This window comes from Vibrio sp. 1F255, assembly GCF_041439145.1.
Lineage (GTDB): Bacteria > Pseudomonadota > Gammaproteobacteria > Enterobacterales > Vibrionaceae > Vibrio > Vibrio crassostreae_C.
The window spans coordinates 1-11020 of sequence record NZ_JBGONQ010000062.1; the positions used below are offsets into that span (position 1 = coordinate 1).

The following is an 11020-nucleotide window of genomic DNA, read 5'->3' on the forward strand; positions in this document are numbered from 1 at the left end:
AACGCTTACCTTTCGCAAGTCCTTGCAGGGCAAGGGGCTTCGTAATCTTGCCCTGATTGTTAATGCAGAACTTGGTGTTTACTTCGTTTATTAATGAACGTTCAACTTTTATAAATCGATTTGCAGCTCTTGCAATGTTCCCGTGTGCTTTCTGTTCAATTAGGTCAACACATGAGAAGTAGTGATCTTTCAATGTACATAGTATTTTTTCTATGCCTTTATAGTGAATTACCTCAAGGGGATCATTGTCCTTTTTAAACAACATATCATTACTCCTTTTTATCTCAGTAGTATTTATAATTTCAGTTGATTTATAATAATTAAAATAAGCCTTTTCTTTGATTCTGATTTCCAACCATCATTCGCTAATAACTAATTCTGACGCATGTTGTGTATTTGGTCTCGACATGATTCCATTTCATTTTTTACCACTTTTAATCTTCTTCTCCCTTCTAAATCAGGGTTAGTTTCTAGCAGTGATTCAATGTCGGAAATGATCTTTGTCTCGACACCTTCTAGGTGCTTTAAATAGAGCTCTTGATTGTTTTTACCTTTTGTATCTTCCGCTTCAATACAGCGCTCTCTGGCATTTATCGTATAACTAGCGGGTATCTGTTCTTGATGTATTTTTGAGTAGTAAGTTAAAGATTGTAACTTTAACTCTGCACATTTCTTTACCGTGTAGATATCAAAAAGATTTTTTGCCATCTTTTCACTTCTTATGTTGGATATCGCTTTTTCGTAAATAATATTTCCACTTTTTATCAGGTTAACAATAGATAATATACTTTGGTTTCTCATGAATCCTCATTTGGTTCTAAGCTGTATTTGGTTTGTTGCATTTTTTATGCCAATTAATAACCCTATATTCAGCTTGTTTCGTCTAAGGTTTTACTTTGTTTTTGTAAAAAATACATTAATAGATGTTTTCTAGTGAAATTATTACATTGATTAATGCCATTTATTAATGATATGGGAGCTTATCTTCAATTATTCTGGTACTTGTGAAAGTTGGCACGATGCTAGCATTGATTATTAAAGTAGCTAGAGATTAATAGTATTAATATTATTCTCTGGCTTATGATAATCAAATAAGGAGAAAACTTATGCCAAAGTCAAACGCTAAAAATTCAGAAGCCAAACAACAAATTGAAGAAACTTATGAAAAAGCTGAAGAGGCCGCAGTAGAAGTTATCGAAAATGTGAAAGAGGCGGTCCATGAAACTCTCGAGGCCAGCTCTGAAAGTGTGAAGAACACGTCTGAGAAAGCGGAAAACATCATTAAAGAGCGTCCATTATTGAGTGTTGGCTGTGCGTTTCTCGCTGGTTGGGCTGTCTCGAAGTTAATCAAATAGCCATATATCAACATCGCAATTGAGAGAGCACCGTTATGCAGGTAAATAGTCAAAATGACCCAGTAAACTCTGCCAATGATAAATCGAGCGATCGTAAGGTGGATGATCTTAAACGTTCTGCTTCTGAGTTAAATGGATTGTGGAAAGACTTAGCTATATTACAGACACATACCCAGCAATGGTCTCAATCGACCTTAGAGCTTTTCTTATTGGAGTTTCGCAATAGTGTTGATGCATTTAAAAAGCGTCTTGTGTTTCAGCTCCTCTTTGTTGCGTTGTTACCGCTGTTTCTTTTTAGTATCGCCGTCGGTGCTGGAGTAGTGATCTACTACTTCACTTTGAATCTGTTAGCGGGTTACGGCGCGTTTATATTCACACTCGGTTTGATTCTAATATGCTTGGTACTTCGTTCTAGTTACTTAAAGCAATTTATAGGTTTTGAATGTACGAAAGAGCAATTGAAGGAGGGGTTACATGTCAGCACTCAAAAATCGACAAAGACAGATTCAAATGAAAAGACTTGAGGGGAGAAGTAGAGCTCGTCAAGTTGAACTTTGTATGGGACTTATTCGTCACAAAGGAAAAGAGTTTGTTCACAAGTACCCCTTGTATGCTCTTGGCATCACAGGCCTTGGTGTTGTAATTTTGAATCGAACTCATCGTTTTAAATCGTCTGTTTTTGGTTATAAACAGCTATCGCTAATACTTAATTTACTTAAGTAACCATCATTTTGATTCAAGTTAGTGTTGGCTGACGGTATCGAGTGCCTGATTCAAATTGACGAAGCCTCAAAAACAAAACCTTCTACTCATAGGAATAAAATGACATCAAAAAAATACAGTATTCTTAGACAACGAAGTGTGTTGCAAACTAGTTTTATGCTCCTTGCTGTTCTCATGATGTCTATTTTTACATTACATATCGCCAAGCCATTTTTGTTGCCAATCATCTTTGGTGCTTTTATTTCTTTGCTATGTAGCCCTCTAGTTAACTACCTTACTCGCTTCGGTATCCCTCGAGTCATTAACGTAATGGCTGTACTTATTGGTTTTATTGGCTTTGTTGTGATTAGTTTGAATATGTTGAGTGAGCCCGCTCAGCAATGGTGGTCAAAATTACCAATGTTGGTCGAGAATGTATCTAATGAAGTGAGTGAGGTTACTCAAAACAGTCGCTTAACTGACGCCACCGGGTTCTCCATGAGTAGTACTGTTACCAATGATGGGCTTACCAATAACACGGCTTTTTCCATTATAGAATCAGTGCTTACGACAACACCAACCATTGTTACTCAGTTGTTGGTTGCGTTTCTTATGGCGTATTTCATGATGAATTACGGTCGAAGAATTTATTCTCAAAGCTTATCTCTTTTTGAATGCTTTTCAGATAAGCGTAGGGCTGTTGAATTGGTTAAAGTTGTTCAAAAGGATTTGTCTCGTTACATCGGTGCCATCACCATCATTAATGTTTGCATAGGACTCACTGTTGGCCTTGCTATTTATATGATGGGATTGCAAGACCCTTTCCTTTGGGGCGCTTTTGCAGGCTTAATGAATTTTATCCCCTATCTTGGCCCGATGGTTTCAGTTACGTGCTTTGCTTTAGTCTCTTTTATACAGTTTGAGTCGTTTAGCTATGCATTGACGGTCGCTGCGGTCTTCCTGGCGATTAATTTGATAGAAAGCCAATTGGTTACTCCTACATTACTGGGGAAAAGGTTTAGTCTCAATCCGCTGATTTTATTTGTATGGCTTGTATTTTGGGGTTGGCTATGGGGCTCTATGGGAATGCTAGTAGGGGTCCCATTACTTGTCTGTGTGAATGTACTTTTTGAACAGTTAAGACATCCAAGGTTGAATGCTCATAAAGGTCAGTAGAGCAGAAGTAAGCCTTGATAACCACTCAGCGTCACTTCTTTCTGTGAGTGTTAGTTCTGTTGCTTTATGACTCCTTTTTGGACAGCTGGCTGAGGTTAAACTCTGTGTGAGATCAAACTAGTATCGCTATAGGCTTCAAAAGCAATAGTTGCTGGTTCTATTTCACTTAGAAAGGTTAAGAGTCGGTTGCGACGAAGCGCCTCCACCTCACAACGGTTATGTGCGATAGCATAGAAGCAATGTTTACCTAGGTCGATACCTAAAGTATGGATAGAAGATATTTGGTTCACCTCACTCTGAGAGCCGACTCTAAGCTTAAGGGCTTGAGAGTGAGGCGGATCATATAATTAAGCCTCACCAAAGTGCTGTGGCTTTATTGTTAGAAATTAAACAGGCTCTGTTTACCTGAATGACATAGACTAGTGATTCACTTGCTCGACAATCTCGCGTGTTAAGCGGGCAATCTCATCCCACTCTCCATTTTCAACGAGTTTCTTGTCGACCATCCATGTACCACCGCAGGCTAATACTTGAGGCACTGCTAAGTAGTTATCGATGTTTGATGGCGTGATACCGCCTGTAGGCATGAGTCGAATATCGCCGTATGGGCCAACGAGCGATTTCACCATGCTGATGCCGCCAGATGCTTCTGCTGGGAAGAACTTCAAGGTTGTTAGGCCCATCTCTAATGCCGCTTCAACGGTGCTTGGATTGTTCACACCTGGAATGATATCGATGCCGATCTCTTGGCATGCTTTAACTGTGTTCGGATTAAAGCCCGGTGAAACCACAAACGTTGCGCCCGCTTCTTTTGCTGCGAGTGCTTGCTTATGGTTCAAGATGGTGCCCGCGCCGATCAGCATGTCAGGCTGAGCTTCTCGAAGCAGTCGGATAGCTTCAACAGCGGCGTCTGAACGGAACGTAATTTCAGCGGCGGGAAGCCCATTCTCAGCCAATACTTTGCCTAGAGGGATAATATCCTCTGCGTTATCAATGGCGATAACAGGGATAACTTTAAGTGCGTTTAGCTGTTCGTTAATTGTAGACATGTGTACTTCTTAATATCAGTTTGAAAGAGTGTCGGTGATGGATTTTGGGATGATTGCGCCATTATGTTGAATCACCAATCTGGCTAATGCATTACCTTGATGGCAGGCTTCTTCAATAGAACCTCCAGCGAGATAGCAAGATAAGAAACCGCCGTTAAAAGAGTCGCCAGCAGAGGTGCTATCAACCACAGTCTCGACAGGTGTCGTTGTGATTTTTACTGGCTCATTTGCGGGGTTTTCGCTGATCAAGCAGCCTTCAGCACCAAGCTTGACAACAACGGTTTTGACACCGAGCGTATGCAGCCTTGTTATGGTGTCTTGTGGCGTTTGATCGCTCCACAACAGTTGTTCATCATCGAATGTGACTAGGGCTATATCAGTGGTTTGATAACCCAGTCGATAGCACTCTTTGGTCGCGCTTTCTGATTCCCATAGTTTTGGTCGGTAGTTACTATCAAAGGCGATGGTAACGCCACGTTCACGCAGGCCTTCAATGATAGTGAGTAACTTTAACTGATCGCTGTGTGGCAATATCGCGAGGGAAATGCCACTCAGAAACACCATATCAACATCGTGAAGTTGGTTGGCTATCTTATCGAAATCGGGGTGCTGTACCATGTAGCGAGCCGCCGAATCGTTGCGCCAGTATAGGAAGGTGCGCTCACCAACATCGTCGAGTTGAATGAGATAGAGCCCGGGTGAACGCTGCTCGTCAATAAGCACGAATTCGGTTGATAGTCCTTCATCTTGCCATCGGTTAAGTATCTCTTGGCTGATCGCGTCTGAGCCTAGAGCTGTGACATAGCTTGTTCGTATCACTGGATTCGCAGTGCTGCTATTGCTGCTCATGCTCACGGGGTTACTAACCGCAGCGCTGCGGTTCAAGTAGATTGCCGCGTTTAATGTGTCTCCACCATAGCTTTGATGCATGTCGCCAAATGGAGCCCCATTCAGTTCAATCATGCACTCACCGATGATTGCGATGTGGGTCATAATATAGCCTTAGAAAGGAAAGGTTGGGTTTGTTCGTATTGAGGAAAGCATGACCATAATGAGATATGGTCATGCTTTTTCGATTCTAATCTTACGGGAGTGAGACTAGCCGATTACTTGTTGTCTAGTTTTACGAACAACATCGTTAGGACGAAAGACAGTGCGAATACACCCACCACGCCCATCAGTGCTTGAATGAAGTTTTGCGTACCGCCTGCAAGGTAAGCTGGCAAGCTGAATACAGAAGAAAGAATGTAGCTTGTTAAGTGCGTATCGATCGTTACTGAGATAGCACCGAACACACCTGCAGCCAAACTCGCGGTCATCATCGCTTTGGTGTATTTAGTGAGGACACCAAATAGAGCCGGCTCCGTGATGCCTAAGATAGCGGTAACACTTGAGCCCATCGTAATTGAAGATTGCTCTTTAGATACCGTTTTACGTTGCTTGTGCCAGATAGCCATTGTCGCGCCAGCAATTGCCATGTTACCCAAACACATGATCGGCATAAGTAGATCCTTACCATACAGTGCGAAGTTGTTCAGGCTGATTGGCGTCATGCTGTGGTGGATACCAAATACGATGGTGATCGGGCGAGTTAGACCAAACACAAAGCCTGTTAACGTCGGAGAGATTTCCAGTAGTGAACTCATCACCCAACCTGCGCCATTACTTAGCCAGATACCAGCAGGACCAACAAATGATAGCGTGATGGTTGAAGTAACCGTAAAGGCAAGCAGTGGTGTAAATACAGGCTTCGCAGAAGAAGGAACTAGACGGTCAACTAACGGAGTCACTTTAGATAATAACCAGATTGCTAGAATCGCAGGAACAATCGCGCCGCCGTAGTTGAGCAGCTCAATCGGAACCACACCAAGAACCGTCAGCTCCGGAACTGCACCTGCGTCTTTTAGCATTGTTGCTTTATCTACGAGCAAAGGCGCTAACATTGCAGAAGAGACAGCAAGCGCAATGTATTCGTTTACTTTGAATACCTTAGCGGCAGAGAAAGAAACCAGCATAGGTAAGAAGAAGAACACAGCAACAGAGATCGAGCGGAAGAAGTAAACTGTGTCTGAGGTTTCAGAGATAACATTGGTTGCAATAAGACCAGACAACAGGCCCATCAACATACCCGCGCCAGCGATTGCGGGTACAACCGGACCAAAGATGCCTGCGACAATGCGCATCACGCCCTGGAACAGCTTGCCTTTCTCTAGCTCATCAGCCGGAGTTGCGTCAGCTTGTTGAGTGTTTGATAGCGCGTTGAACCACTTCTCTACCTCAACACCGATGATGACTTGGGTCTGGCCTTGTTGAAGTACCACGCCTTTCACATCTGCGATCTGCTTGATCGCTTCTTCGTCTACCAGCGACTCGTCGGCTAATTTGAATCTCAGCCTTGTCATACAGTGCGTGATACTCACGATATTGTCTTCACTACCAAGTGCAGTGATTAATAACTGTATATTTTCTTTGAAATTTTTCTTATTCGATGATGACTTCGAGTTATTAATAACGGCATCACTCTTTTCTACCATTTGCATACTACACCTGTTATTGGAATATATTTAACTCGAGCAATCATAACGACAACCAATTTAAATCCAACGCAGTAAAAAGAGATCTCAATCACACTTAAAATCCGAAAAATTATTTTTTCACCGTTTTTGGCCAATTGGTATGTTTTGTTTATCAAAAAAAATCACTTAACGTACCAATTATTTTTACGCAAAATTAGCGCTTGAAATGTGGTTTTTAAAGCGGTTAGATAATAGGAGTTGACTTAAGTTTAGGTTATTTAATTGTGAAAGAAACTATTATATCTGATATCCATTGTATTATTACTAAACCAGACAGACACAATCTCATTACCGTGGTAGTTGAAACGAATGAAGGCGTGACTGGGTTTGGTTGTGCGACATTCCAACAAAGACCGCTTGCTGTAAAAACAATGGTCGATGAATATTTAAAACCTATTCTTATTGGTAAAAACGCCAATAATATTGAAGACTTATGGCAAATGATGATGGTCAACGCTTATTGGCGAAATGGCCCTGTTATCAATAATGCAATTTCCGGTGTTGATATGGCCCTGTGGGATATCAAAGCTAAATTGGCGGGTATGCCGCTACATCAATTATTTGGTGGTAAGTCTCGTGATGCTATTCCTGTATACACACACGCGACTAGCGATACGATGGAAGGTATTTATGAGCTGGTGGAATCTTTCCTAGACAAAGGCTACAAGCACATTCGTTGTCAGCTTGGTTTCTATGGCGGCGTTCCAACCGATTTGCATACCACTCAAAACCCGACTGAAGGCTCGTACTACGACCAAGATCAGTACATGGACAATACTCTAACGATGTTTAAGTCGTTGAGAGAGAAATATGGTAACCAATTCCATATTCTTCATGATGTTCATGAGCGCCTATTCCCGAATCAAGCGATACAATTTGCCAAAGAAGTCGAGCAATATAAGCCTTACTTCATTGAAGATATTCTGCCGCCAAATCAAACGGAATGGTTGGATAATATTCGCAGCCAGAGCTCAGTTTCATTAGGTTTAGGGGAGTTATTTAATAACCCTGAAGAGTGGAAATCATTGATTGCTAACCGCCGCATTGATTTCATTCGTTGCCATGTTTCACAGATTGGTGGTATTACCCCAGCTCTGAAACTCGGCCATCTATGTCAGAACTTCGGTGTTCGTATTGCATGGCATTGCCCGCCAGATATGACGCCAATTGGCGCAGCGGTAAACACGCATTTGAATGTGCATTTACACAATGCTGCCATTCAAGAACATGTCGAGTACAACGAGAATACACACAAGGTATTCCCGAACGCTGCAGAGCCAATTAATGGCTACTTATACGCTTCTGAAATCGCAGGTATTGGTGTTGAAATCGACCGAGAGGTTGCAGCCGAGTTCCCTGTTATGTATCGCCCCCACGAGTGGACTCAAAGTCGCCTTCCTGATGGCGCGATTCATACCCCTTAACTCGTATTTTTAATATCAAATGGTCGCTATAAGCGGCCATTTTCTTATTTAATATACTTACCAGATATTACGTATTATCTGGTAAGTATATTTCTAGTATCATTAAATTAATAATATTAGATGTGAAATAATATTAGTGGCTAATCTATAGAGTAATTAACTTATATCTATAAAAATTAACCATATTAAATCGAATTAAAAGGTTACTTCTTATCTCGGAAGCTCATGCTCTCATTGTTAAAAGGAGTGTGATAGGTGCATTGATATTTGATGTCGATGATATCGCTGACGATGAATAGATCCCCCGATGCTAAGAAACCTCGGTTGGTGATATTCATCGCCGCGGCATTTTTTTTGCAGCCGAGCAACTCCGCGTCTTCTTTAGATACGTTGATCGCTTGATACGTCGTTAAGTAGCTATCGATCTGAAGACCTTTCGCCAATGCATGTTTCTGGATTGAGCTTTCAATGATCTCGGCATTCATCTCTGGGAAGACACTGACAGGGATCTTGGCTTCTTCAATCTGAACTACTTTGTTGTTAATCAATCGAAGCCGTCTAATTTTCCAGATGTAGTCATTGTCGTCTAAAGAAAAAATCTGCTGTTCGTGGTTATCGGGTAGCGCTTTATTCAGTTGGAGCTTTTTATAAGAGATCTCTTCAAAACTGTTTTCAGTAATGGAGTTGTACACCAGTGGTGTACCAATGAGAGAAGTGTTGACGAAGTAACCAGAACCCACCTTAGATTTCACCATGCCAATAGCCTCTAGCTTGGCTAGCGCTTTTCGAATAGTAAATCGAGATAACCCATATATTTCAGAGAGTTCTCTTTCCGCGGGAAGCTTATGATTGATACTGTTTTGACAGATCTTGCTCACAATATCTTGGACAACTAACTCGTACTTTTTCATAGATCAATAACTTTAAAGTGTATTCACTGTGACTAAAGAATAGTGAACTAAATCAGGGATTCAGTACGCTCTGAATGACTCATAATTGTAACATAGAAGGTTAAGTGGGTGATGATAAATAGGGTTAGTTAGGGGTACTAGTGACCACCTTTTGCGCTGACTTGATTACATCTTGTGATTCTAGTCCTCATTTTGTAAAACAAGATTATGAACTTTAACGTGCGGCATTTAATGTCTGTGTTGTTGCTATTTTAAGTGACTAATTCAGGAGTAGGGTATGAGTTCGAATCAAATCAAAATGTCGTATTTGATGTGGGTAATGTGATTGTGCGTTGGTCGCCGCTGGAAATTACTCAACTAACGTTTGGTAACATTGCCGACCCTGAAGCCCGAGCGCTTTCGATTTTCCAAAGTGCGATTTGGTCGGATTTGAACAAAGGGTTCTTAACCGAAAATGAAGCCAAACTTCGCTACCAACAAGAGCTCGATTTATCTTCATTAGAGTGCGACCGCCTGTTTTATTACGTTAAGAAAACGCAGATCTTATTGCATGGTTCTGTCGACCTTATCGAGCGCGTAAAGCGTGCTGGGTATGGTGTGTATGCACTTACCGACAACGTGGTCGAGATTGTTGAATACTTAAAAAATACTTATCAATTTTGGGCGTTGTTTGATGGTGCGGCAGTATCTGCTGAACTTGGTTTGCTTAAGCCACAACCTGAAATCTACCAAGTGCTGTTATCTAATTATGGGCTTAAAGCTTCAGAAACCGTCTTCATTGATGATATGCCTTATAACGTTGAAGGTGCGAGATCTGTGGGTATGGCTGCTATCCAGTTTACCGATGCCGTTCAGTGTGAAAACAGCTTGCAGGCGCTTGGCGTTAATTTATTAGATTGACACCTTGGCGAGTGAGTTAAATTTGAGGGTGTAGAAAATGAAAAGATACCCACCTAAGTCTATCGTTGCATTCTTGTTTTTGACTATATCAGCGCTGGTTTTAGTTGCGGCTGTCGTGCTTCAAATTCGCGGTGAACAAGCGTGCGATAAAACAACGCTGATAATTAGATTAAGAGCCATGCTATTGAAACATCGCTCTTTTTTAGATTTGGATACGCGCTTTCTTGTTTAATCGCGAGTTTGTTCGGCATTCAAATGCCGAATCAACTTGGCTGGAGTGCCGCCGTACAGGCAATCTGGTGGTACATCACTGTTAACCACTGAGTTCGCTGCGATAACAGAGCGAGCGCCAATCGTAACGCCTTGGTTGATGACTGAGTTTCCACCAATCCACACATCGTCTTCGACTGTGATAGGTAGGCAGAAAGTTTCCCACTTACGGCGGCTGAGATAATCCAGTGAGTGGGAGGCTGTGTAAAACTGGGCACTTGGCCCTATCAATACATTGTTACCAATCTTGATATTCGCGCCATCAAGCATCACCACGTTCATGTTGATAAAGGTGTCGTCACCGATCTCGATGGTTTTGCCAAACTCGCAATGAAAAGGAGGACGGACAACGCTGCTTCCTACTTTACCAAACAGATTAGCCTGAAGACTTGGCAGTTGAGTATCGTCTGAACATTGATTCAAGTCTGATAGCGCCTTGCTGGCGTGAGTGCGCATGTGGTCTACCTCATGGTCTGCGCCATCAAAAATCTCGCCGGACAGCATTTTCTCGAGTTCTGTTTTCGTTTTCATCCCTTGCACCTCACTAGTCAACATGGGTATTAGAATACGGATAATTGGACATAAAAAAAGAGAAAAGCCTAAGCCTTTCTCTTCCTATTTTGTACCTTTAAGCATTAATGCTAAGTGAGCCCAGCT

Annotated in this window: 12 protein-coding genes and 2 pseudogenes; 7 read left to right on the forward strand and 7 right to left on the reverse strand. The window is 41.8% G+C overall.

What is annotated here, in order from left to right:
* Together ACED41_RS21100 and ACED41_RS21105 are read right to left on the reverse strand one after the other, a co-directional pair.
* Nucleotides 1–265 (reverse strand): annotated as a pseudogene (locus ACED41_RS21100) (hypothetical protein); the annotation flags it as partial.
* Nucleotides 266–372: 107 nt separating this feature from the next.
* Nucleotides 373–801 (reverse strand): DUF2383 domain-containing protein, encoded by a 429-nt coding sequence (locus tag ACED41_RS21105; RefSeq protein ID WP_010431941.1) that lies wholly within the window; start codon nucleotides 799–801, stop codon nucleotides 373–375.
* 305 nt (nucleotides 802–1106) lie between these two features.
* On the opposite strand from ACED41_RS21105, the gene ACED41_RS21110 reads away from it, so the two are divergent.
* The 4 genes from ACED41_RS21110 to ACED41_RS21125 all read left to right on the forward strand — a co-directional run bounded on the left by ACED41_RS21110 (nucleotide 1107) and on the right by ACED41_RS21125 (nucleotide 3233).
* On the forward strand, nucleotides 1107–1355 hold the full coding sequence (locus ACED41_RS21110) for a hypothetical protein (protein ID WP_010431939.1): 249 nt from the start codon (nucleotides 1107–1109) through the stop codon (nucleotides 1353–1355).
* A 35-nt stretch (nucleotides 1356–1390) separates the two neighbouring features.
* Entirely contained in the window at nucleotides 1391–1879 is a 489-nt protein-coding gene (locus tag ACED41_RS21115) for a hypothetical protein (RefSeq protein WP_065583857.1), read from the forward strand.
* Nucleotides 1866–2078: a hypothetical protein gene (locus tag ACED41_RS21120; protein WP_102333542.1), complete on the forward strand. Its 213-nt coding sequence runs from the start codon at nucleotides 1866–1868 to the stop codon at nucleotides 2076–2078. Before ACED41_RS21115 ends, ACED41_RS21120 begins: the two co-directional genes overlap by 14 nt.
* A gap of 99 nt (nucleotides 2079–2177) precedes the next feature.
* Nucleotides 2178–3233, forward strand: a complete 1056-nt coding sequence (locus ACED41_RS21125) for an AI-2E family transporter (RefSeq protein ID WP_371725628.1) — start codon at nucleotides 2178–2180, stop codon at nucleotides 3231–3233.
* A gap of 419 nt (nucleotides 3234–3652) precedes the next feature.
* Here the strand turns inward: ACED41_RS21125 and ACED41_RS21130 are convergent, their stop codons facing one another.
* From ACED41_RS21130 to ACED41_RS21140, 3 genes are all read right to left on the reverse strand, one after another.
* A complete protein-coding gene (locus tag ACED41_RS21130; protein WP_371725629.1) occupies nucleotides 3653–4282 on the reverse strand; it encodes a bifunctional 4-hydroxy-2-oxoglutarate aldolase/2-dehydro-3-deoxy-phosphogluconate aldolase in 630 nt (209 codons plus the stop codon).
* A gap of 15 nt (nucleotides 4283–4297) precedes the next feature.
* Nucleotides 4298–5275 (reverse strand): sugar kinase, encoded by a 978-nt coding sequence (locus ACED41_RS21135; protein WP_371725630.1) that lies wholly within the window; start codon nucleotides 5273–5275, stop codon nucleotides 4298–4300.
* 113 nt (nucleotides 5276–5388) lie between these two features.
* On the reverse strand, nucleotides 5389–6822 hold the full coding sequence (locus ACED41_RS21140; protein WP_371725631.1) for a PTS transporter subunit EIIC: 1434 nt from the start codon (nucleotides 6820–6822) through the stop codon (nucleotides 5389–5391).
* 260 nt (nucleotides 6823–7082) lie between these two features.
* On the opposite strand from ACED41_RS21140, the gene ACED41_RS21145 reads away from it, so the two are divergent.
* The gene (locus ACED41_RS21145) at nucleotides 7083–8282 is read left to right on the forward strand and encodes an enolase C-terminal domain-like protein (RefSeq protein ID WP_004732372.1); all 1200 of its coding nucleotides are present in this window, start codon (nucleotides 7083–7085) and stop codon (nucleotides 8280–8282) included.
* Between the two features lie 203 nt (nucleotides 8283–8485).
* Here ACED41_RS21145 and ACED41_RS21150 read toward each other — a convergent pair whose 3' ends face one another.
* Complete coding sequence (locus ACED41_RS21150; protein ID WP_017065208.1) at nucleotides 8486–9193, reverse strand: GntR family transcriptional regulator; 708 nt, start codon at nucleotides 9191–9193, stop codon at nucleotides 8486–8488.
* Nucleotides 9194–9470: 277 nt separating this feature from the next.
* Between ACED41_RS21150 and ACED41_RS21155 the strand changes: the two are divergent.
* Together ACED41_RS21155 and ACED41_RS21160 are read left to right on the forward strand one after the other, a co-directional pair.
* Nucleotides 9471–10093 (forward strand): annotated as a pseudogene (locus tag ACED41_RS21155) (HAD family hydrolase).
* 37 nt (nucleotides 10094–10130) lie between these two features.
* Nucleotides 10131–10325 carry a hypothetical protein gene (locus ACED41_RS21160; protein ID WP_017072485.1) on the forward strand — a complete coding sequence of 65 codons (195 nt, stop codon included), beginning with the start codon at nucleotides 10131–10133 and terminating at the stop codon, nucleotides 10323–10325.
* Here ACED41_RS21160 and ACED41_RS21165 read toward each other — a convergent pair.
* Nucleotides 10322–10894 (reverse strand): sugar O-acetyltransferase, encoded by a 573-nt coding sequence (locus ACED41_RS21165; RefSeq protein WP_371725632.1) that lies wholly within the window; start codon nucleotides 10892–10894, stop codon nucleotides 10322–10324. The two genes, ACED41_RS21160 and ACED41_RS21165, sit on opposite strands and share 4 nt — an antisense overlap.
* Nucleotides 10895–11020 lie beyond the last annotated feature (126 nt).

Excerpts from the sequence above, each read along its gene's own strand:
- ACED41_RS21115 (WP_065583857.1), top strand. The coding sequence starts at position 1,391 with ATGCAGGTAAATAGTCAAAATGACCCAGTAAACTCTGCCAATGATAAA.
- ACED41_RS21150 (WP_017065208.1), bottom strand. The coding sequence starts at position 9,193 with ATGAAAAAGTACGAGTTAGTTGTCCAAGATATTGTGAGCAAGATCTGT.
- ACED41_RS21110 (WP_010431939.1), top strand. The coding sequence starts at position 1,107 with ATGCCAAAGTCAAACGCTAAAAATTCAGAAGCCAAACAACAAATTGAA.
- ACED41_RS21160 (WP_017072485.1), top strand. The coding sequence starts at position 10,131 with ATGAAAAGATACCCACCTAAGTCTATCGTTGCATTCTTGTTTTTGACT.
- ACED41_RS21125 (WP_371725628.1), top strand. The coding sequence starts at position 2,178 with ATGACATCAAAAAAATACAGTATTCTTAGACAACGAAGTGTGTTGCAA.
- ACED41_RS21130 (WP_371725629.1), bottom strand. The coding sequence starts at position 4,282 with ATGTCTACAATTAACGAACAGCTAAACGCACTTAAAGTTATCCCTGTT.
- ACED41_RS21140 (WP_371725631.1), bottom strand. The coding sequence starts at position 6,822 with ATGCAAATGGTAGAAAAGAGTGATGCCGTTATTAATAACTCGAAGTCA.
- ACED41_RS21105 (WP_010431941.1), bottom strand. The coding sequence starts at position 801 with ATGAGAAACCAAAGTATATTATCTATTGTTAACCTGATAAAAAGTGGA.
- ACED41_RS21165 (WP_371725632.1), bottom strand. The coding sequence starts at position 10,894 with ATGAAAACGAAAACAGAACTCGAGAAAATGCTGTCCGGCGAGATTTTT.
- ACED41_RS21135 (WP_371725630.1), bottom strand. The coding sequence starts at position 5,275 with ATGACCCACATCGCAATCATCGGTGAGTGCATGATTGAACTGAATGGG.
- ACED41_RS21120 (WP_102333542.1), top strand. The coding sequence starts at position 1,866 with ATGAAAAGACTTGAGGGGAGAAGTAGAGCTCGTCAAGTTGAACTTTGT.